This is a genomic window from Cupriavidus sp. OV096 (genome assembly GCF_900115455.1).
Taxonomy (GTDB): Bacteria; Pseudomonadota; Gammaproteobacteria; order Burkholderiales; family Burkholderiaceae; genus Cupriavidus.
Map to the genome: position 1 here is coordinate 156,458 of NZ_FOWM01000006.1, position 21,344 is coordinate 177,801.

Genomic DNA, 21,344 nt, shown 5'->3' on the forward strand with positions numbered 1-21,344 from the left:
GAGTTCACCATGTTCGCGCGCCAAGCCATCAATGCCTATGCCCAGGTCGGTGTACAGACCGGGGTCATGAGCGCCAGCCCGCACAAGCTGATCGCGATGCTGTACGACGGCGCCCGCTCGGCCATCGCCCGTGCCAGGTTCCACCTGGACAATGGCGAGCTGGAGGCGCGCGGCAATGCCATCTCCAAGGCTATCAACATCATCGACAACGGGCTGCGCGCGGTGCTGGACCACGAGGCGGGCGGGGAAATCTCCGCCAACCTCGAATCGCTGTACGAATACATGACCCGTCGCCTGATGCTGGCCAACCTGCGCGGCGACGCTACCCTGCTGTCGGAAGTGGATGCCCTGCTCGAGAATCTTGCCTCGGCCTGGACCGCCATCGACCCGGCAGCGCCCACTGACGCCGAGCCCGCTGCACCGACCGCCATCACGCAGCCGGCCCTGCAGGAATCCTGAGATGTTCGATATGTCCCCCATCGTCAGAAGCTACGAAGAGCTGCTGGTGCTCTCGGAGCAGATGCTCGAAGCCGCGCGCGCGTCCAACTGGGATGCGCTCAACGATCTCCAGCAGGTCTACATGGCCGAAGTGGATCGCCTGCGCCTGCTCGACCACACCAAGCCGTTCTCCGACAACGAACGCCTGCGCCGCTTCCAGTTGCTGGAGCGCATCCTGGCCTACGACGCCCGGATCCGCGACCTGACCATGCCGCGCCTGGCCCAGTTGGGCGAACTGCTGAACAGCTCGCGCCGCAAGCTCGAGTTGTCCGCCGCCTACGGCGCCGCCGCCTGAATCCACTGCCCTTCCGTGCTTGCGGAAGGGATCGACCGACGCGTATCACGTCCATCGCCATCCGCTGACACGCGCCCATGACTGGCATCCAAATCCCGGCGGCCCTGGTGCCCCACGCTGCACCGGACACGCAACTCTCGCGCCCGGCGCTGGCCATCGACAAGCTCGCGGCGCTGATGCCGGTGCACGACGTCTCGCAGGGCGACGTGCAGTCGTCCACGGGCGAGACCGTCCAGGCCCGGCCGCCCAGCGCGGTCGGCCCCGGCGCCATGGACGCGCGCGGCAACGCGCTGACCACCTCCACGCGCGAGACCCTGAGCTTCGCGGCGCGCGCCATCCTCGACCTGTTCGAATCGGGCGATGCGCAGCCGCTGCAGACGCGCGCCCCGCTGCTGGCCACCGCGCCCGGCGCGGGCAACGCGTCGGCGGCCACGCTGTCCGCCGCGCTCGCCACGCTGGTCGACCAGAGCGGCCTGTTCTACGAATCGCATGTGGCGCAATGGGTAGTGGGCCAGCGCCCGCTGTCGGCCCTGCTGCAGGAGCCGCAGGCCGGCCTGCGCCAGCCCGCCCCGCCGGCCCAGACGGCCCCGCCCGCCGCGACGCCACCGCAGCAGCCCGCGCCCGGCGCCGGTGCGCCGGTGGCGCTGCTGCCCTATGGCGGCCCGCCCGCCGCGCCCGCGCAGGCCCCGAGCGCCGCGATCCTGGCAGAACTGACGCGCCCGACCATCTTTCCGCTGACTACCGGCGTACCGGCGCAGCCAGCGCGCGGCCATGGCGCCGACGCAGGGAGCCAGGCCGGCCAACCGGGCCAGCCCGTCGGCGCCACGCCCGGCCAGGCCACGCCCTCGACACCGGCCGCCGAACAGCGCCGTGCCGCGCACGCCAATGCGGCGGCGCATGCTTACCAGATCACGGCCGAGGTGTCGCACGAAGGCCACCATATCGCCCAGGCCCAGCGCGCGGCGATCATCGCCAGCTGGAATGCGCCCGACCAGCCCGCCGCCCCCCCGCAGGCCGACGTCGGCCCGCCAGTCCACCCGGCCAGCGAAGGCGTGGTGCGCCACCAGCTCGAGCTGCTCGCCACGCAGCAGTTCCGCTGGACCGTGGAAGCCTGGCCCGGCATGCCGATGGACTGGGAAGTCACGCGCGAGCAGCAAGGTGAGCACTCGCCTACCTCGGCAGATGCCGCGACCTGGAGCACCCGGCTGCGGCTGGATCTGCCCCGGCTCGGGCATGTCGATGCCGTGCTGACTCTCGGCGCGCACGGTCTGGAAGCGCGACTGGTGGCCGATGACCGCGCCACCGCTGGCCGTCTGGCCGAAGCAGGCGCTGACTTCCGCGGCCAGCTCGAAGCCCACGGCATCTCCCTGCTGAACCTCAACGTCAGCGCAGCCACCGAGGTGGAAGCGCGCCTGGACGCCATTCCCGCAGCCCAGTCATGAGCGAGAACGATCCGAACCGCGGCGCCGCCGTCGCGCTCTCCTACCAGTCCGCCGACAAGGCCCCGCGCGTGGTGGCCAAGGGCTACGGCCTGTCCGCCGAAGCCATCATCGCGCGTGCCCGCGAGGCCGGCGTCTACGTGCACGGCTCCCCGGCGCTGGTCAACCTGCTGATGCAGGTGGACCTCGACAGCCAGATTCCCCCGCAGCTCTATGTGGCCGTGGCCGAGTTGCTGGTCTGGCTGCACCGGATGGAGCAGCCGGATGCGGCGGCATCCCTTCCGGCCCTCACCTGACCCCCGCCTGACCCTCATCTGACCCGGTCCCCGAGGCGCCGAAAACGGCACCCCCGCTGAAATAGCGCCAATTTCGGCCCGTGTTCCGGCCGATGGCGCGGAACGTCCCTTGTTACTGTGCATGCATCGATCAGCCCGTCTGCTGTCCGGGCTGACACCGCGCCTTTGCAAAGCACAACGCCATGACCAAGAACGTTTCGAGTCCCGCGCAGCGGACGATCCAGCAGGCCTGGACTGCCTACAACGCCAGCAAGTATGCGGAAGCGCTGAAGCTCGCCCGCGCCGCCAAGCGCAGCGCCGGCACGCTCCCCGAACCGTATTACATCGAATCGCTGTGCCTGTCCGGCATGAACCATAGCGAGGAAGCCAAGCGGCTGGCGGAAGCCGGCATGAAGCGCTTCCCGAACCATCCGGGCTTCCTGGGCCTGGTCGGCGCGCTCGACGTGGCACTGGAAAACTACGCCGCCGGCATTCCGCTGCTCCAGCGCAGCCTGGAACTCCAGCCTGGCTCGGCCCATCTGTGGCAGGTGCTCGGCACGGCCATGTTCTATACCGGCGACTATTACGGCGCCCGCCTGGCCGGCGAGAAAGCCGCCGCGCTGCTGCCGAACGACCCGGTGGCGGTGGGCAACTACGCCTCGGCGCTGCGCGAATCGGGCAGCACCATCGAAGCCATTCCGGTGTTCCGCCGCGCCTGCGCGCTGGACCCGCTGCAGCGCGTGAACCGCTCCAACCTGCTGTTCTCGCTGCTCTACGACGAAACCATCGGCGCCGAGGAACTGCGCCGCGAGGCCACCGACTGGGCCCGCACGCTGGCCCGCACGCCCGTCGAAGCCCCGGCCTTGCAGGCCAGCCAGGGCGAGCGGATCCGCATCGGCATCCTGTCGAACGACTTGCGCCGCCATGCCTGCGCCTACTTCCTGATCCCGCTGATCGCCAACCTGGACCGCACGCGCTTCGAGGTGCACCTGTTCTCGCTGTCGAACGTCAACGACAACATCACCAGGAAGATCCGCGTCTACGCGGAAGGCTTCCACGACCTCTACAGGATGTCCGAGGCCGAGGTGGTCAAGGCCGTGCGCGCGCAGCGCTGCGACGTGATGATCGACCTGGGCGGCTACACGGGCGCCTCGCCGCTGACCTACATGGTCCACCGCCTGGCCCCGAAGCAGCTGACGTGGCTGGGCTACCCCGGCACCACCGGCATGGAACAGATCGAGTACCGCGTGACCGACTGGACCGCCGATCCGGAGGGCTTCGACCACAACTACACGGAAACACTACTCCGTGCGCCGGTGTTCAGCGCCTACCACCCGATCGTCACCAACCCGCTGAAGATCTACGACCCGCAGTTCCGCGTGCAGCCGACCCCGGCGCTGAACAACGGCTACATCACGTTTGGCTCGTGCAACACCATCGCCAAGCTGGGTCCCAAGACCATGCGGCTGTGGAGCGCCGTGCTGGCACGCTGCCCGAACGCCCGCATGCTGGTGGAAGCCACCGGCTGCGACCGCGACAACGTGCGCGAGATGCTCTACGAGCGCATGGTCGCCCATGGCATCGACACCAGCCGTGTGGAGCTGATCAACCGTGACGGCGCCGCGCAGTACGTGACCTACAACCGCATCGACATCGCGCTGGACACCGCGCCCGTCACCGGCGGCACCACCACCTGCGACGCCATCTGGATGGGCGTGCCCGTGGTGACCTTCTCCGGCGACACCTTCCACCAGCGCGTGTCGGCCCCGTTCCTGCACGCCGCCGGCCTGGACGACCTGATCTGCGAGACCGAGGCCCAGTACGTCGACGTGGCCTGTGCCCTGGCTTCGGACGTGCAGCAGCTCAACGAGATCCGCATGTCGATCCGTCCGCGTGCCGAGCAGAGCGAGATGTTCGACGCGCAGCGCTTCGCCGCCTGGTTCGAGGACCAGTTGACCGAGATCTGCAGCGAGACCAAGCCGATTCCCGCCCGCACCGAACCGCGCCGCTCCGGCCTGTTCTTCGCCGGCGCGTGGTATCCCGCCGAGGACCTCGTGATGTCGGTGGCCGCTCACATCCACCTGAAGGAATGGGTGCCGCTGCTCAATGTGCTGGAGAACCTGACGTCCACCTGGTACCGCAACTGGGTGGTGGCCTACGGCCTGGCCGAATTCAAGTACCACAACGGCGAGGCTGACGCGGCCATCGACCTGCTGGTGGAAGCCATCGGCATGCGCCCGTACGCGCTGCCGCTGTACCGCAAGCTGGCGCTCTGGCTCGACGAACTCGGCCTGGACAAGTCCGCGCTCGCCCAGTTGCTGGACGAGCAGTTCGGCCTGGCGCTGGAAGTGCTGGAAGCCTCCCCACCGCCTACCGTGTTCGAGGTGATCGGCATCGAGGTGGCTACGCAGGCCGCCCCCGAAGCCGCCGCCGAGGAGGTGGCAGCATGAAGGCCGTCATCCTGGCCGGGGGCCTGGGCACCCGCATCTCCGAGGAATCGCACCTGCGGCCGAAGCCGATGATCGAGATCGGCGGCAAGCCCATCCTCTGGCACATCATGAAGATGTACTCGGCGCACGGCGTGAACGAGTTCGTGATCTGCCTGGGCTACAAGGGCTACGTCATCAAGGAATACTTCGCCAACTACTTCCTGCACATGTCCGACGTCACGTTCGACATGCGCGAGAACCGCATGGCCGTGCACCACCGCAAGGCCGAGCCGTGGAGCGTGACGCTGGTCGATACCGGCGAGGACTCGATGACCGGCGGCCGCCTGCGCCGCGTGCGCGAGTACCTGACGCCCGGAGAGCCGTTCTGCTTCACCTACGGCGACGGCGTGTCCGACATCGACATCACGGCCGAGATCGCGTTCCACCGCGAGCACGGCCGCCGTGCCACCGTGGCCGCCGTGCAGCCGCCGGGCCGCTACGGCGCGCTCGAGCGCGACAACGACAAGGTGTGCGGCTTCACCGAGAAGCCGCGTGGCGATGGCGCGTGGATCAACGGCGGGTTCTTCATCCTGCACCCGGAAGTGCTCGACCTGATTCCGGACGACACCACGAGCTGGGAAGAAGCGCCGATGCGCCAACTCGCCCGCTCCGGCCAGATGGCCGCGTTCGAACATACCGGTTTCTGGCAGCCGATGGACACGCTGCGCGAGAAGAACCTGCTGGAAGACCTCTGGCAATCCGGCAAGGCGCCCTGGAAGCGCTGGTAATGGTGTCGACTGCTTCCCCGTCGGCGGCGCTTTCCGCCTTCGCAGGCCGGCGCGTCTTCGTGACCGGGCACACCGGTTTCAAGGGCGCCTGGCTGGCGCTGCTGCTCGCGCGGCTGGATGCGCGCGTCAGCGGCTACGCCCTCGCCCCGAACACCACGCCGAGCCTGTTCGACGCCGCGCGCGTGGCGCCGGCGCTCGCGCAGCATACGGTGGGCGATGTCCGCGATGCCGCCGCGCTCACGCGCGCGCTGCACGCGGCCGAACCCGAGATCGTGCTGCACCTGGCGGCGCAGCCGCTCGTGCGCGCGAGCTACCGCGACCCGGCCGAGACGTGGTCCACCAACGTCATGGGCACGGTCAACCTGCTCGACGCGGTGCGCACCTGCCCGTCCGTGCGCGCGGTCATCGTGGTCACCACCGACAAGTGCTACGACAACAAGGAATGGCTCTGGGGCTACCGCGAGACCGATCCGCTCGGCGGCCATGACCCCTATAGCGCGAGCAAGGCCGGCACCGAACTCGTGGCCGCCAGCTATCGCAAGTCGTTCCTGGCCGAGCGTGGCGTGCTGCTCGCCACCGCGCGCGCCGGCAATGTGATCGGCGGCGGCGACTGGTCCGAGGACCGCCTGATTCCCGACGCCGCGCGCGCTGCCGCCCGTAGCGCCACACTTGAGATCCGCAGCCCACAGGCGACGCGGCCGTGGCAGCACGTGCTGGAAGCGCTGCACGGCTACCTGCTGCTGGGCGCCCGGCTGCTGGCCGGCGACGCCGCCCTGGCCACCGCCTTCAACTTCGGCCCGGAAGCGCGCGACAACCTCCCGGTAGCGCGCGTGCTGGGCGGATTGCAGCAACACTGGCCGGAACTCCAGTGGGCGCATTGCCCGCCACCGGGCGCTGCGCCGCACGAGGCCCGCAACCTGTACCTCGATTCCTCCCAGGCGCACACGCTGCTGGGCTGGCAATCGCGCTGGACGCTGGACGAGGCGCTGGCCGCCACCGCACGCTGGTATCGCACCGTCCAGCACGAGCCGGGCCAGGCCCGCGCCATCACCGAACAACAGATCGAGCAATTCTGCGCATGACCACTGCTGCCACCGCTCCTACCCCCTGCTGCCGCGCCTGCGGCGCACCGCTGACGCAAACCGTCGTGGACCTCGGCCTGTCGCCGGTCTCCAATGCCTTCATCCGGCCGGAGCACATCGCACAGGGCGAGATGTTCTATCCGCTGCACGCCATGGTGTGCCACAAGTGCTGGCTCGTGCAGCTGCGCGACGCCACGCCGGCGGAAACCCATTTCCACGACGACTACGTCTACTTCTCGTCGTTCTCCACCTCGTGGCTCGAACACGCCCGCCGCTACGTGACGGCGATGACCGAGCGCTTCGACCTGACACCGGCGAGCAGCGTGATGGAGCTCGCCAGCAACGACGGCTACCTGCTCCAGTACTTTCACCAGAACGGCGTGCCGTGCCTGGGCATCGAGCCTTCCGCCAATACCGGCGAAGCCGCGCGCGCCAAGGGCATCGACAGCCGCGAGCTGTTCTTCGGCGAGCGCACCGCGCGCGCGCTGCGCGTGGAAGGCTGGGAGGTGGACCTGCTGCTCGGCAACAACGTGCTGGCCCACGTGCCGGACATCAACGACTTCGTGGGCGGCATGCCGATCGTGCTGAAGCCGGAAGGCGTGATCACGCTCGAGTTCCCGCACCTGCTGCGCCTGCTCGAACAGAACCAGTTCGACACGCTGTACCACGAGCACTATTCCTACCTGTCGCTGACGGCGCTGGTGCCGATCCTCGCCCGCGCCGGGCTGCGCGTGTTCGACATCGAGCACCTGCCCACGCACGGCGGCAGCCTGCGCCTGTTTGCCTGCCACCAGGCCTCGCGCCGCGCCACCACGCCGGCCGTGCAGGCCTGCCTGGATGAGGAGGTCGCCGGCGGCCTGACTTCGCCGGACCGCTACGCCCGCTTTGCCGAGCGCGTGCGCCAGGCCAAGCGCGACCTGCTGGCCTTCCTGATCGAGGCGCGCCGCGCCGGCAAGCGCGTGGCCGCCTACGGCGCCGCCGCCAAGGGCAACACGCTGCTGAACTACTGCGGCATCGACGCCGACCTGATCGAGTACGTGGTGGACCGCAACCCGGCCAAGCAGAACAAGCTGCTGCCCGGCACGCGCATTCCGGTGCGCTCGCCCGATTCCATCTACGCCAGCCGGCCCGACTACCTGGTGATCCTGCCGTGGAACATCAAGGACGAGGTGATCGAGCAGATGGCCGGCATCCGCGCCTGGGGCGGCCGCTTCGTGGTGCCCATTCCCGATACCGTGGTCCTGCCGTGATCTTCACCCCGACCCGCATCGCCGGCGCCTGGCTGGTGGACCCCGAACCGCTGCCCGACGCGCGAGGCTTTTTCGCGCGCACGGTCTGCGTGGCGGCGTTCGCCGAGCACGGCCTCGACGCGCACTTCGTGCAGCAGAGCGTCTCGCGCAACACGCGCGCCGGCATCCTGCGCGGCATGCACTTCCAGACCGGCGCGCATGCCGAGGACAAGCTCGTACGCGTGACCACCGGCGCGGTGTACGACGTGATCCTCGACCTGCGCCGCGCGTCCACCACCTACCTGCAATGGCAGGCCGTGGAGCTGTCGGCGGACAACCAGCGGGCGATCTACATCCCGAAGGGCGTCGCACACGGGTTCCAGACCCGCACGGCGCTCTCCGAGGTGTTCTACCAGATGACGGTGCCGTTCGCGCCCGGCAGCAGTGCCGGCGTACGCTGGGACGACCCCGCCATCGGCATTGACTGGCCAGACTGCGCGGACCGCATGGTCTCCGCGAAGGACCTGGCGCTTCCCCTGCTCGCCGGGCTTGGCGAGCATTGACAACCCCTTTTATTCGATCCTGACAATCCAAGCGGAGCCACCCATGACGACTGAACATCTGCAAAAGCTGTCCGACGCCCTGCGCACGGTGGGCGGCAGCGCCGCCGCCCGCGACAAGGTCATCGCCCTGTGCAAGAGCATCGAGCAAGACCTGGACGCCTACGAAGGCAGCGTGCGTGACGACATTACCGGCCCGATCGTCGACGCCATGTACAACGAGCAGTCGCGCCTGCGCAAGACGCTGGCCGACGGCACGGTGTTCGAATTCCTGTACCGCACCAAGATCGCGCGCGACTTCCTGATGAGCACGCCGCCGCAGCCGGACCACGTGTGGGAGCCGCAGACCACCAAGCTGCTGCTGAAGCTGTGCGAGCGCGGCGGCCATGCCGTGGTGGGGGGCGCCTACTTCGGCGACCAGGTGATCCTGATGGCGCGCCGCCTGGCGCAGGCCGGCGGCACCTGCCACGCGTTCGAGCCGAATGCCGACCAGCTCGGCATGCTGCGCAACAACGCCTCGCTGAACCACGTGGAAAACATCCGGAGCTGGCGCCTGGGCCTGTGGTCGGACAGCACCACGCAACTGCGCCTGGTGGGCCACGACTCGTTCGCCCATGCCGAGCACACCGACGGCCCCGCCGATGACGACAGCTTCTCGACGATCACCATCGACGAGTACTGCGCCCAGCAGAACGTGGACAAGCTCGGCCTGATCATGCTCGACATCGAAGGCGCCGAACTGAACGTGTTCAAGGGCGCGGCGAAGCAGCTGGCCCGCCCGGCCGGCGAAGCCCCGAACCTCGTGTTCGAAGTGCACCGCCACTACGTGGACTGGAGCGCCGGCCTGCAGAACGCCGAGATCATCCGCATGCTCACCGGCTTCGGCTACCACGTCTACGCCGTGCGCGACTTCAACTCGAACGTGAACATGGAAGGCCGCCCCGTGGAGCTGGTGCCGGTGGACCAGGTCTACCTGGAAGGCCCGGCGCACGGCTTCAACATGGTGGCCGTGAAGGACCCGGCGCTGCTGGCGGGCAAGGACTTCGCGGTCGTGCCGGGCGTGAGCCCCAAGCTGCTGTGGCACCGTGACCCGGCGCTCCACCATCCCGTCAACTGATCGACACCGAGGAAAGCAATGCGCTGTACGGTGATCGGCGGGGCCGGCTTTGTCGGCCGCCGCCTGGCGGACACGCTGCGGCGTGCCGGCCATGAGGTCTGGGTGCCCGCGCGCGGCGACCGCGCGCTCTTCACCCGTGACCTGGGCCATGTGTATTACTGCGCCGGCCTGACGGCCGACTTCGCGGCGCGCCCGTTCGACACCGTCACGGCGCACGTCTCGCTGCTGGCCGATGTGCTGCGCGCGAACCGCTTCGCGCATCTGGTCTACCTGTCTTCCACGCGGCTCTACGACACCTCGCAGCTGCCCGTGGGCGACGAAGCCGCCGCGCTGATGCTGCAGCCGGCCAGCCCGCGCGCGCTGTACGACCTGTCGAAGGGGCTGGGCGAAAACCTCTGCCTGACCGTGGCCGCCGGCCGCGCCGCCGTGGCGCGGCTCTCGTGCGTGTTCGACTGGGCGCCCGAAGCGCCGGGCTTCCTGTCCGAATGGCTGATCCGGGCCGCCACCGAGCGCGCGTTCACGCTCGACAGCGACGCCGGCTTCGTGCGCGACTACATCCACCTGGACGACGTGGTCGGCGCACTGACCGCGATGTCCACGGGCGGCGCGAGCGGCATCTTCAACCTGGCCAGCGGCGCCAATGTGTCCAACGGCGAGTTGGCCGAGGTCTTTAACCGGCTCGGCTGGGACATCGGGCTGACCCGCGCCTCGCCCGTGCAACGGGCCGCCGTGTGCAGCACCGAGGCACTGCGCGGCCTCGGCGTGGCCCCGCGCGACGTACGCGACGTTGTGGCGAGCTATCTGGAGGGGATCAAGCCATGGAACTGATCGGCCATACCCGCGAGTCGCTGGCCGCCTACACCTGCGCCCAGGTGGCCAACCTGGTGCCGGACGGCCGCCACGCGGCGCTGCTGCCCGTGGTGTCCCGGCACATGGACGAGGCCCTGACCCGCGTGGGCCACTGCATCGACGCCGTGCGCATGTGGCGCCCCGGCCAGTTCAACTACCTGCACTCGTCGCAGTACTGCCAGTACCTGTACTACCTCTCGAACACGATCTGGCGCAATGAGCGCCACGGCGAGGCCTGCACCAAGCTGTTCCTGCTCAACAAGGCGCTCAACGCGATCGACCTGTTCTACGAGATCGAGATGCCCGAGGTGTTCTTCATCGGCCACTCCGTCGGCATCGTGCTGGCCAAGGCCACCTATGGCAACTACCTCGTCCTGTACCAGAACTCCACCGTGGGCAAGAACCACGGCGTGGCCCCGGTCATCGGCGACGGCGTGGTCATGTACCCCAACACCGCCATCATCGGCCGCAGCCACGTCCGCAACGGCTCGGTGATCTCGCAGGGCGTCAGCGTGCTGAACCGCGAAACCCCGGGCGACTGCCTGGTCTACGCCGGCGACGCCGGCGACCTGATCTGCAAGCCCGCCTACGAGCGGGCGGCGACGGAGTATTTCAGGGTCTGAGGGGGTGACAGACGGCAAAAAGGCCATGTCGCGGCAGCGCAACATGGCCTTTTTGTCGTTCCCGACCCACGCCCCAACCGCTGCACGGGTCGGAGAACTGCCATCAAACCGGCATATTCATCATTTCCTGGTACGCCGCCGCCAGGCGGTTGCGGACCTGGACGGCGGTCTGGAACGACACGTTGGCTTTCTGCATGTCGATCATCACGTCGTTCAGGGCCACGCCGGGCTTGCCCATTTCGAAGGCTTCGGCCTGGCCGTAGGCGCGGTCCTGCACGGCGTTCAGGCGTTGCATGGAGCGTTGCAGTTCGCCCGCGAAGCCTTCGGTAGAGGCCGCCGGGGCCTGGTTGGTGCTGCCGCCGCCAGCCACCTGCGCCAGGCCGCGCAGTTGCTGGAGCATGCCTTCAATCGAGGAGATCGTCATGACGCGTCCGGTTCTGTGAGAGGGGTTTCCGGAGCCACGCGCCTGATACATCACACGCAGTCCGTTTTCAGTGCTCGCACTGTACCCACCCCCGCTCCCAGCCCAAAGGATGAATTCGGCGGGAAAACCTAGCCTATTCAGCCGATTGTCCATCAGCCTTCTGGCCGATCATCGCTACCGTGCCGGATCTGGCGGATCCAAGCGTATCGACGCACCGCCCCGGCCTGTTATCAACCAGCGGGGAGTGCGCGTGTTTTTTCAGCAGCGTAATGTGAGCCAAGCCGAAATGATTAACGGCAGCCAAGGCGAAAGTGGCAAGGGCAGGACTAACCCTGCCGCGCCGGAGTCGCGCGCATGAACGCGGCAGCTACCCTGCCGAACGGCGCGGCACTGGTCGACAAGCTCAAGGCCAATCCGCGCCTGCCCATGATGCTGGGCGGGGCGGCACTGGTCGCGGCCATCGCCGTGGGCGTGATGTGGTCGCGCACGCCGGACTACAAGGTGCTGTACAGCAACCTGTCCGAGCGCGACGGCGGCGCCGTGGTGGCCTCCCTCCAGCAGATGAACGTGCCGTACAAGTTCGCCGAAGGCGGCGGTGCGCTGATGGTGCCGGCTGACAAGGTGCACGAAATGCGCCTCAAGCTGGCCAGCCAGGGCCTGCCGAAGAGCGGCAACACCGGCATGGAGCTGATGGACAACCAGAAGTTCGGCATCAGCCAGTTTGCCGAACAGGTCAACTACCAGCGTGGCCTGGAAGGCGAACTCGCCCGCTCGATCGAGTCGATCGGCGCCGTGCAGTCGGCCCGCGTGCACCTGGCCATCCCCAAGCCCACCCTGTTCGTGCGCGAGCGCCAGAAGCCCACCGCGTCGATCGTGCTGCAGCTCTACCCGGGCCGCGCCGTCGATGAAGGCCAGGTCGCCGCCATCAGCCACCTGGTTTCGTCCAGCGTGCCCGAACTCACGCCGAAGTCGATCTCCATCGTCGACCAGCACGGCAACCTGCTCTCCGGCACCAACGACCGCTCGCTGGACGCCAGCCAGCTGAAGTTCGTGCAGCAGGTGGAACAGAACTACGTGAAGCGCGTGGAAGCCATCCTCGCGCCGATCCTCGGCAAGGACAACGTCCACGCCCAGGTCACCGCCGACGTGGACTTCTCGTCCGTCGAGCACACCGACGAAATCTACAAGCCGAACCAGGACCCGACCAAGGCGGTCATCCGCAGCCAGCAGACCAGCGAGTCGAGCACGCAGGGCGCCACCCCCGTGGGCGGCGTGCCGGGCGCGCTGTCGAACCAGCCGCCGGCCGCCGCCGTGGCCCCGGTGACCACGCCGCAGCCGCCGCGCCAGCCGGGCCAGCCCAATCCGCCGGCCCAGGCCAACGCGAACCAGGCCACGCAGACCGCCGAGAAGACCGGCCCGAGCACCAGCCGCCGCGACGCCACCACCAACTACGAGGTGGACCGCGTGGTGCGTCACGTGCAGCAGGCTCCCGGCGGCGTGAAGCGCCTGTCGGTGGCCGTGGTCGTGAACTACCGCCAGAAGCTCGATGCCAAGGGCAAGCCGGTGACCGAGGCGCTGTCCGCCAAGGAACTGGCCCAGATCGAGAACCTGACCAAGGAAGCGATGGGCTACTCGGCCGACCGCGGCGACTCGCTGAACGTGGTCAACAGCCCGTTCACCGACAACGCGGAGAAGGAACCCGAGCTGCCGCTGTGGAAGCAACCGCAGATGATCGACCTGGCCAAGACCGGCGTCGGCTACCTGCTGCTGGCCATCCTGGCGATGTTCCTGTGGTTCAAGGTGGCGCGTCCGGTGCTGCGCAAGTACACCGCGCCGCCGCTGCCCGCGCCCTCCGAGACGACGGAAGCCAGCGAGGCCGTGCTCCTGCCGCCGGAAGAAGCCCAGAATCCGGAAGTCCTGCGCCTGGCCGCGAAGTACGAAAGCGATCTCGCCCTGGTGCGCGACGCCGCGCAACGCGACCCGCGCCTGGTCGCCAGCGTAATCAAGAATTGGATGGCCCATGACGAACGCCAGTAAGGGAATGCCCGAACAGGGCCTGCAGAAGAGCGCCATCCTGATGATGGCGATTGGCGAGGACGCTGCCGCCGAGGTTTTCAAGCATCTGTCGCCCCGTGAAGTGCAGGGGCTGGGTTCGGCGATGGCCAACCTGTCGTCGGTGACGCGCGAGGAAATGGCCGAGGTGCTGGCCGAGTTCCGCGGCGAGACCGAGCAGTACCTGGCGCTGAACGTGGACTCCAGCTCGTTCATCAAGAGCGTGCTGAACAAGGCGCTGGGCGAGGAACGCGCGCTGTCCGTGATCGAGGACATCCTGGAATCGCGCGATCCGGGCGGCGGCATCGACTCCCTGAACTGGATGGACGCCACCTCGGTGGCCGAGCTGATCAAGGACGAGCACCCGCAGATCATCGCTACCATCCTGATCCACCTGGACCGCCAGAAGTCGTCCGAAGTGCTGGGCTTCTTCACGGACCGCCTGCGCAACGACGTGATCCTGCGGATCGCCACGTTCGGCGGCGTGCAGCCGGGCGCGCTGCAGGAGCTGACCGACGTGCTGACCAAGCTGCTGGCCGGCCAGAGCCTGAAGCGCAGCCGCATGGGCGGCGTCCGCACGGCGGCCGAGATCATCAACCTGATGAGCACGGCCCACGAGGAAGCGGTCATCGACGGCGTGCGCACGCACGACACCGACCTGGCCCAGAAGATCATCGACGAGATGTTCCTGTTCGAGAACCTGCTGGAAGTGGACGACCGCGGCATCCAGCGCGTGCTCAAGGAAGTGGCTACCGAATCGCTCATCGTGGCGCTCAAGGGTGCCCAGCAGGAACTGCGCGACAAGTTCATCCGCAACATGTCCACCCGTGCCGGCGAGATGCTGCGCGAAGACCTGGAAGCGCTGGGACCAGTGCGTGTGTCGCAGGTGGAGGCCGAGCAGAAGGCCATCCTGCAGGTGGTGAGACGCCTGGCGGAATCGGGCGAAATCCAGATTGGCGGAGGCGACGATGCCTACGTTTGAGCGCGGCTTTGCCGCCAGCCGCGGGCCTGCCCGCGGCGACACCGGCACCAGCATCGGCAATGGCAGTGGCGCCGGTGCCAGCGACCCGTTCGACAACTTCAGCGCGTTCGAGCCGCCCAGCCCGGTGCGCGCCCGCTCGCGCGGGGACGCCTGGCAGCGCTGGCAGATGGTGTCGCTGGACCCGCGCGACGCGCTGAAGCGGGCGCTTGAGTCCGTCCAGCTCCCCGCCGAACCGCCGCCCCCGCCGTCCATCGATTTCGAAGCCCTGCATGCGATGCGCGAAGGCGCCCGCAAGGAAGGCTATGCGCAGGGCTACACCCAGGGCCAGACCCAGGGTTATGGCGACGGCCACCGCGAAGGCTATGCGCGCGGTCTGGAATCGGCCCGCAATGAAGCCGCCCGGCTGCAGGAGCTGGCCGGCAACTTCCGCGACGCGCTTGGCCGCGTGGATACCGAGATTGCCGACGCACTGGTCGGCCTGGCCCTCGATGTGGCCCGCCAGCTGGTCCGCAAGACCATGGAGACCGATCCCGCCGCGCTGCTGCCCGCCGCGCGCGAACTGCTGGCGGCCGAGCCGCGGCTGTCCGGCTCGCCCTGCCTGCTGCTGAATCCCGAAGACGTGTCGCTGGTGGAAACCCACCTGGCCGGCGAACTGGAAGCCGCCGGCTGGACCGTGCGCGCCGACGCCACCGTGGCGCGCGGCGGCTGCATCGCCAGCGCCGCCAGCGGCGAACTGGACGCCAGCCTGGCCACCCGCTGGAGCCGTGTGATCAAGGCCCTGGGCCGCAACGACCCGTGGGAGCCCCCGCATGCATGACGCCCAGCCCGCCGCGCCGGCCCAGCCGATGCCCCCGTCGGCACCCGCCGATGTCGCTTCTGCCGCGCTGCACACCGCGCGCTGGCGCGACGCGCTGACCGGCGCCTCGGCAGGTATCGCCGAGGTGGACAGCAAGCGCGCCTGCGGCCGCCTGACGCGCGCCGCCGGGCTCGTGCTGGAAGCCGTGGGGCTGCGCATGCCGGTGGGCAGCGACTGCCTGATCGAACTGCCGGGCACGCAGCACGCCCATGGCGGCCCGCGCACGGCCGAGGCCGAAGTGGTCGGCTTTGGCGCCGACCGCCTCTACCTGATGCCGCAATCGGACGTGGCCGGCCTGGTGCCGGGCGCCCGTGTCTATCCGCTCGAACCGTCGCCGCAACCGTCCGGCATGGCTTCGCCGCGCGAACCCGGCTCGAAGCGCCTGCCGGTAGGCCACGGCCTGCTGGGCCGCGTGCTCGACGCCGCCGGTCGTCCGCTCGACGGCCTCGGCCCGATCACCGCCGCCACCGAAGTCCCGCTGGCCGGCAAGCAGATCAACCCGCTGATGCGCGCCCCGATCGAAACCGTGCTGGACACGGGCGTGCGCGCCATCAACGGCATGCTGACCGTGGGACGCGGCCAGCGCATGGGCCTGTTCGCCGGCTCCGGCGTGGGTAAGTCCGTGCTGCTGGGCATGATGGCCCGCTACACCAGCGCCGACGTGATCGTGGTCGGCCTGATCGGCGAACGCGGCCGCGAAGTGAAGGACTTCATCGAGAACATCCTGGGCGAAGAGGGCCGCAAGCGCTCGGTCGTGGTGGCCGCGCCGGCCGATACCTCGCCGCTGCTGCGCATGCAGGGTGCCGCCTACGCCACGCGCCTCGCCGAATATTTCCGCGACCAGGGCCAGCACGTGCTGCTGATCATGGACTCGCTCACCCGTTACGCGATGGCCCAGCGCGAGATCGCGCTGGCCATCGGCGAACCGCCCGCCACCAAGGGCTATCCGCCTTCGGTGTTCGCCAAGCTGCCCACGCTGGTGGAGCGCACCGGCAACGGCCCCGAGGGCGGCGGCTCCATCACCGCCTTCTACACCGTGCTGACCGAGGGCGATGACCAGCAGGACCCCATCGCCGATTCCGCCCGCGCGATTCTGGACGGCCACATCGTGCTGTCGCGGAGCCTGGCCGAGAGCGGCCACTATCCGGCCATCGACGTGGAAGCCTCGATCAGCCGCGCCATGACCGCGCTGATCGAGCCGCCGCAGTTCGCCTCCGTGCGGCGCTTCAAGCAACTGATGTCGCGCTACCAGCGCAACCGTGACCTGATCAGCGTGGGCGCCTACGTGCCCGGCAACGATCCGGAACTGGACCTCGCAATCCGCATGCACCCGCGCATGGAGTCGTTCCTGCAACAGGACATCCACGAGCGCGCGGACTACGAGGGTTCCATCGCCCGCCTGCACGATCTCTTCGAGAGGACGCACCATGGCTAAGCCCACCCCGCTCAACACGCTGGCCGAACTGGCCCAGGACAACACGGACAAGGCCACGCGCGAGCTGGGCCGGCTGCAGGGGCTGCGCACGCAGGCCGAGCAGCAGCTCCTGGCGCTGACCGAATACCGTCACGAGTACCGCACGCGCATGCAGGCCATCGCGGCGGAGGGCATGACCTCGGGGCGCTGGCAGGACTTCTCGCGCTTTCTCGACTCGCTCGACCACGCCATCCGCCAGCAGACCAGCGCGCTGGCCAAGGCCGAGGCCGACCTGCTGGCTGGCCGTGCCAACTGGCAGCAGCAGAAGCGCCGCCAGAACTCGTTCGACACGCTGATCACCCGCGCCGAAGTGCGCGAGCAGCAGGTCTCCGCGCGGCGCGAGCAGCGTTCCACTGACGAATACGCCGCCCGCATGGCCCGCCAGCCGGCCAGCGGCCAGAACTAACCTGCCAACAAGAACATGATCGATATCAGCCAGCTCGTCGGCAACGCCGGCCTGAAGACCCCGACCTCCGGCACGGCCGGCGACGCCCGCGCCAGCGCCGAAGCGAATGCGTTCAAGGACGCGCTGACCCGCGCGCGCGCGAGCGGCCAGCCCGCCGTGCGCGTGCCCGCCAAGCCGTCCGGCAACAAGGCGGACGCCAGGGACACGGCAGCCAAGGACAAGTCGGCCGAACCATCGACGCAGAACAAGGGCGACACCCAGACGGCGCAGGCCAATACGCGCCCGGCCAAGGATGCCGACGGGAAGACCACCGGCAAGGCCGATGCCGCCACGGACACCACGCAGGATGCCGAGAACGGCGAAGACAGCACTGTGGCCTCTGACGCCGCCGCCGCTGCCGCCGCGCTGGCCGCCGCGATGCTGCTGCAACCGCTGCCCCAGCAACCGGCTCCGACCGACAAGACCGCTGCCGACCCCACCGGGCTGAACAGCCTCGCTGGCCTGAATGGTATGAATGGCGTGAACGGTCTCAATGGTCTCAATGGCCCGGCCACGCTGACCGGCCAGGCTGCCGCGCAAGCCGCCGCACAGGCCGCACAAGCCGCACAAGCCGCCGCAGCGGCTGGCGATGCCGCCGCCCCGGCCCAGACCGACCCGCTGGCGCAACTGCCGGCCACGGCCACCGCCGACGCCACCGCCAAGGCGTCCACGCCGAGCCCGGCCGACACGCTGGCGACCATCGCCCAGCAGCGCGCCGCGCTCCAGGGCACCGCACCGACCACCGCCGACAAGATCGCCGCCGCCACGCAGCAGGTGCCGGTCGCCGGCGCGCAGGACGCGCACGGCCAGTCGGGCAGCCACACGGGTGGCCAGTCCGGCAGCCAGCAGTCGAGCCTCGGCCAGACGGCCCAGCCGGCACTGCAAGCCGCCGCCGCGCCGAACGCCAACGCCCCGGCCGCCAACCCGTTTGCCGCCGCTGCGGCTGCGGCGCGTACCGGCGAATCGGCCGATACCGGCGCCACGAATGCCAGCAGCGCCGCCACGCTGGCCTCGGCCATCGCCGCGCAGGCTGCCGTGCATGCCACGCCGGCAGCGGCCGCCGCAGCCGCCGCGCGTCCGGCCGTCGCGCCGAACGTCGGCGACAGCCAGTGGGCGCAGGCCCTCGGCCAGCAGATGGTGCGCCTGTCCACGCAAGGCAACCAGACCGCCGAACTCGATCTCAACCCGCCCAACCTCGGCCCGCTGAAGGTGGTGCTGAACGTGGTGAACGATCAGGCCCAGGCGCAGTTCGTGTCGCCGCATCAGGCCGTACGCGCCGCCGTGGAAGCCGCGCTGCCGCACCTGCGGACGTCGATGGCCGAAGCGGGCATCCAGCTCGGCCAGGCATCGGTCGGCTCGGACGGTTTCGCCCAGGCCGGCAACGGCGGCCAGCAGCAACCGCAGCGCCAGTCCAACGGCGGCAGCGCCTTCGCCCAGACCACCGGCTTCGGCAAGGACACGGCACCCGCCGTGGCCGCTACGCCCGCCCCCCGCACCCCGCGCCCGCTGGCGCGCGGCGAAGTCGATACATTCGCCTGATCGGGTACTGCAGACGCCTGCCCTCTCCCCCAGCCCCTCTCCCAGAGGGAGAGGGGAGAACACCGCGGGTTTGCTCCCCTCGCCCGCTTGCGGGAGAGGGGCCGGGGGAGAGGGCAGCGCCTGCACGCCCGCCGCCGTCCGGAACTTCCCCGCACGCGGGGCGGTCAGTTGTGCGACGATCCTGTCTCTTCCTCGCACCCCGCCCCCGCCATGTCCCTGCTCCGCCAGACCCTGCTTGCCGCTGCGACTGTCGCCGCGTTCTCTGCATTCGCCGCGCCGCTCGCCCACGCCGCCGATGCCGCTGCATCCGCGCCGACTGCCGATAGCGGCCCCGCCTACGGCCCCGAACTCGAAGGCTTCGACTACCCCGCCCCGGTCCAGCGCTACCGCTTCACCTCCCAGGGCGAAGCCATGCAGATGGCCTTTCTCGACATCAAACCCGAGAAGCCCAACGGCCGCGCGGTGGTCCTGCTCCACGGCAAGAACTTCTGCGCCGCCACCTGGCAGGAAACCATCCACCAGCTCAGCGGCGCCGGCTACCGCGTGATCGCGCCGGACCAGATCGGCTTCTGCAAGTCGACCAAGCCGGCGCGCTACCAGTACACCTTCCAGCAACTCGCCCGCAACACGCACGACCTGCTGGCATCCATCGGCGTCAGCAACGTGACGGTCATGGGCCATTCCACGGGCGGCATGCTGGCGATGCGCTACGCGCTGATGTACCCGCGCGAGACGCAGCAGCTCGTGCTGGTCAACCCGATCGGGCTCGAAGACTGGAAAGCCAAGGGCGTGCCGCCGCTCTCCGTGGACCAGTGGTACACGCGCGAACTGGCCACCACGGCCGACCGCATCCGCAACTATGAGAAGGCCACGTACTACGCGGGCCAATGGCGCGCCGACTACGAACCGTGGGTGCAGATGCTCGCCGGCCTCAACCGCGGCCCGGGCAAGCAGACCGTGGCGTGGAATTCGGCCCTGCTGTACGACATGATCTACACCCAGCCCGTGGTCTACGAAATGGGCGCGATCCAGGCCCCGACCCTCCTGCTGATCGGCGACAAGGACACCACCGCCATCGCCAAGGACGCCGCCCCGCCAGAGGTCCAGGCCAAGCTCGGCCGCTACCCCGAACTGGCCAAAATCACTGCCAAGGCCATTCCGAACACCACGCTGGTGGAATTCCCCGAACTCGGCCACGCCCCCCAGATGCAGGACCCGGCGGCGTTCCATAAGGCGTTGCTGGAGGGGATGGCGCGGCCGAGGTAACCCTCGCTCAGAACGGCAGCCCGATGTAGTACTTGCCCAGTTCCGTCAGTTGCCCATCGCCGCCGAGCAGGCTGGTGAAGTGCATGTCGTTGTTCCAGCGGCCGGTGAACCAGGCGTAGCGGAACACGTCGGCGCGTTGTTCGCAGATGGCGACCATTTCCTTCATCTGCTGTTTCTGTTTCTCGAGGGTGTCGATCTGGGCGCCGTCGGCGTTGCTGTGCCAGTTGGCGAACTCGGTCACCCAGAACGGCTTGTTGTACTTCATCAGCCGGTCGAGCTGGCCGCCGAGGCCGTAGTCGTACCAGTGGAAGGCCAGGTAGTCGATGCGCGGGTCGCGGTTGCCGTTGGCGGTGCGATAGGCGGCGTAGAACGCGTCCATCCAGATCACCGGGTCCTGGTAGCCGGGCATGGTGCCCCAGGTGATGGTCGGGCCGACCAGCTTGACGCCGGTATGGGCGGCGATGGCCTCGTAGCGCGGCCAGACGGTGGCCGCCTGCACCGGGGTCAGGTTGGCCTGATCGGTGAGGTTCGGCTCGTTCATCAGCAGCAGGTACTTCACGCGCGGATTGGCCAGCAGCCAGGCTTCGATGGCGGCGTCGTTGAAGTTGTCGTTCCAGAGCATGGGGATGAAGTCCATGCTGTACTTGGTGGTGGCATCGGCGGGCGCCGTGCCGTTGGGCTTGGCGGCCCAGTTGTACCACCAGGACACCCCCGGCGCGAGCGCCGCGAAGTCCTGCGCGCTGACCAGATCGTAGGCCACCCCGCGCTTGGCGCTCTTGGTCACGCCGGGCGTGCCGGGGTCCCCCGGGGTCACCGGCGGCACTTGCGGCACCTGTGGGTTGGACGGCGTCAGCGGCGCCCCGGCGCCAGGCGAGCCGTTGGTCGCCTCCTCGCCCCCGCCGCCACAGGCGGCCAGTGCCAGCATGCCGGCGATCAGTCCCGCGCCCAGCAAGCGCCGGACAAGTGTCATCCCGCGCCATGGCGCGAATTGCTTGGTTTCCATCGTATTGACCCCTTCTGGTTATTCCCGTGCGCGCTATGTTTTTGTCGATCCGCGCTACCGTCCCTTGACAGGACTCGCGGATGATAACGGAAGCGCACTCGGAATCCGTGCCGGTTTGC

The 21,344-nt window shown here is 68.9% G+C and carries 21 protein-coding genes; 19 read left to right on the plus strand and 2 right to left on the minus strand.

Annotation, left to right across the window (positions count from 1 at the left end):
- Positions 1 to 9 precede the first annotated feature (9 nt).
- The 12 genes from fliS (at position 10) to BM115_RS15575 (ending at position 11,184) form a co-directional block, all read left to right on the plus strand.
- Complete coding sequence (gene fliS / locus BM115_RS15520; protein WP_092295443.1) at positions 10 to 459, plus strand: flagellar export chaperone FliS; 450 nt, start codon at positions 10 to 12, stop codon at positions 457 to 459.
- Between the two features lies 1 nt (position 460).
- Positions 461 to 793 carry a flagellar protein FliT gene (locus tag BM115_RS15525; RefSeq protein ID WP_092295446.1) on the plus strand — a complete coding sequence of 111 codons (333 nt, stop codon included), beginning with the start codon at positions 461 to 463 and terminating at the stop codon, positions 791 to 793.
- A gap of 77 nt (positions 794 to 870) precedes the next feature.
- A complete protein-coding gene (locus tag BM115_RS15530) occupies positions 871 to 2,235 on the plus strand; it encodes a flagellar hook-length control protein FliK (RefSeq protein WP_092295449.1) in 1,365 nt (454 codons plus the stop codon).
- Complete coding sequence (locus BM115_RS15535) at positions 2,232 to 2,528, plus strand: EscU/YscU/HrcU family type III secretion system export apparatus switch protein (RefSeq protein WP_092295452.1); 297 nt, start codon at positions 2,232 to 2,234, stop codon at positions 2,526 to 2,528. Before BM115_RS15530 ends, BM115_RS15535 begins: the two co-directional genes overlap by 4 nt.
- Before the next feature lie 182 nt (positions 2,529 to 2,710).
- Positions 2,711 to 4,957, plus strand: a complete 2,247-nt coding sequence (locus tag BM115_RS15540) for an O-linked N-acetylglucosamine transferase, SPINDLY family protein (protein ID WP_092295455.1) — start codon at positions 2,711 to 2,713, stop codon at positions 4,955 to 4,957.
- A complete protein-coding gene (rfbF, locus tag BM115_RS15545) occupies positions 4,954 to 5,724 on the plus strand; it encodes a glucose-1-phosphate cytidylyltransferase (protein ID WP_092295458.1) in 771 nt (256 codons plus the stop codon). The genes BM115_RS15540 and rfbF overlap by 4 nt, the downstream gene beginning before the upstream one ends.
- Complete coding sequence (rfbG, locus tag BM115_RS15550; RefSeq protein ID WP_092295461.1) at positions 5,724 to 6,806, plus strand: CDP-glucose 4,6-dehydratase; 1,083 nt, start codon at positions 5,724 to 5,726, stop codon at positions 6,804 to 6,806. The genes rfbF and rfbG overlap by 1 nt, the downstream gene beginning before the upstream one ends.
- Entirely contained in the window at positions 6,803 to 8,056 is a 1,254-nt protein-coding gene (locus BM115_RS15555; RefSeq protein WP_092295464.1) for a class I SAM-dependent methyltransferase, read from the plus strand. The genes rfbG and BM115_RS15555 overlap by 4 nt, the downstream gene beginning before the upstream one ends.
- The gene (rfbC, locus tag BM115_RS15560; protein ID WP_092295467.1) at positions 8,053 to 8,598 is read left to right on the plus strand and encodes a dTDP-4-dehydrorhamnose 3,5-epimerase; all 546 of its coding nucleotides are present in this window, start codon (positions 8,053 to 8,055) and stop codon (positions 8,596 to 8,598) included. Before BM115_RS15555 ends, rfbC begins: the two co-directional genes overlap by 4 nt.
- Positions 8,599 to 8,641: 43 nt before the next feature.
- A complete protein-coding gene (locus tag BM115_RS15565) occupies positions 8,642 to 9,712 on the plus strand; it encodes an FkbM family methyltransferase (RefSeq protein WP_092295470.1) in 1,071 nt (356 codons plus the stop codon).
- 18 nt (positions 9,713 to 9,730) lie between these two features.
- Positions 9,731 to 10,540: an NAD-dependent epimerase/dehydratase family protein gene (locus tag BM115_RS15570; RefSeq protein WP_092295473.1), complete on the plus strand. Its 810-nt coding sequence runs from the start codon at positions 9,731 to 9,733 to the stop codon at positions 10,538 to 10,540.
- Positions 10,531 to 11,184, plus strand: coding sequence for an LbetaH domain-containing protein (locus BM115_RS15575; protein ID WP_177219935.1), 654 nt, complete (start codon positions 10,531 to 10,533; stop codon positions 11,182 to 11,184). Before BM115_RS15570 ends, BM115_RS15575 begins: the two co-directional genes overlap by 10 nt.
- 103 nt (positions 11,185 to 11,287) lie before the next feature.
- Here the strand turns inward: BM115_RS15575 and fliE are convergent, their stop codons facing one another.
- Positions 11,288 to 11,608: a flagellar hook-basal body complex protein FliE gene (fliE, locus tag BM115_RS15580; protein WP_092295476.1), complete on the minus strand. Its 321-nt coding sequence runs from the start codon at positions 11,606 to 11,608 to the stop codon at positions 11,288 to 11,290.
- A gap of 354 nt (positions 11,609 to 11,962) precedes the next feature.
- Between fliE and fliF the strand changes: the two genes are divergently transcribed.
- The 7 genes from fliF to BM115_RS15615 all read left to right on the plus strand — a co-directional run bounded on the left by fliF (position 11,963) and on the right by BM115_RS15615 (position 20,222).
- Entirely contained in the window at positions 11,963 to 13,645 is a 1,683-nt protein-coding gene (gene fliF, locus BM115_RS15585) for a flagellar basal-body MS-ring/collar protein FliF (protein WP_092295479.1), read from the plus strand.
- Positions 13,629 to 14,642, plus strand: coding sequence for a flagellar motor switch protein FliG (gene fliG, locus BM115_RS15590; protein ID WP_092295482.1), 1,014 nt, complete (start codon positions 13,629 to 13,631; stop codon positions 14,640 to 14,642). The genes fliF and fliG overlap by 17 nt, the downstream gene beginning before the upstream one ends.
- The gene (gene fliH, locus BM115_RS15595; protein ID WP_092295485.1) at positions 14,629 to 15,459 is read left to right on the plus strand and encodes a flagellar assembly protein FliH; all 831 of its coding nucleotides are present in this window, start codon (positions 14,629 to 14,631) and stop codon (positions 15,457 to 15,459) included. Before fliG ends, fliH begins: the two co-directional genes overlap by 14 nt.
- Complete coding sequence (gene fliI, locus BM115_RS15600) at positions 15,452 to 16,933, plus strand: flagellar protein export ATPase FliI (RefSeq protein WP_369823441.1); 1,482 nt, start codon at positions 15,452 to 15,454, stop codon at positions 16,931 to 16,933. Before fliH ends, fliI begins: the two co-directional genes overlap by 8 nt.
- Positions 16,926 to 17,378, plus strand: coding sequence for a flagellar export protein FliJ (fliJ, locus tag BM115_RS15605; protein ID WP_092295488.1), 453 nt, complete (start codon positions 16,926 to 16,928; stop codon positions 17,376 to 17,378). Before fliI ends, fliJ begins: the two co-directional genes overlap by 8 nt.
- Before the next feature lie 15 nt (positions 17,379 to 17,393).
- Complete coding sequence (locus BM115_RS15610; protein WP_092295491.1) at positions 17,394 to 18,956, plus strand: flagellar hook-length control protein FliK; 1,563 nt, start codon at positions 17,394 to 17,396, stop codon at positions 18,954 to 18,956.
- A gap of 210 nt (positions 18,957 to 19,166) precedes the next feature.
- Positions 19,167 to 20,222 carry an alpha/beta fold hydrolase gene (locus BM115_RS15615; RefSeq protein WP_092295494.1) on the plus strand — a complete coding sequence of 352 codons (1,056 nt, stop codon included), beginning with the start codon at positions 19,167 to 19,169 and terminating at the stop codon, positions 20,220 to 20,222.
- Positions 20,223 to 20,229: 7 nt separating this feature from the next.
- On the opposite strand, the gene BM115_RS15620 is transcribed toward BM115_RS15615, so the two are convergent.
- Positions 20,230 to 21,225, minus strand: coding sequence for a glycoside hydrolase family protein (locus tag BM115_RS15620; protein WP_255370846.1), 996 nt, complete (start codon positions 21,223 to 21,225; stop codon positions 20,230 to 20,232).
- Positions 21,226 to 21,344 lie beyond the last annotated feature (119 nt).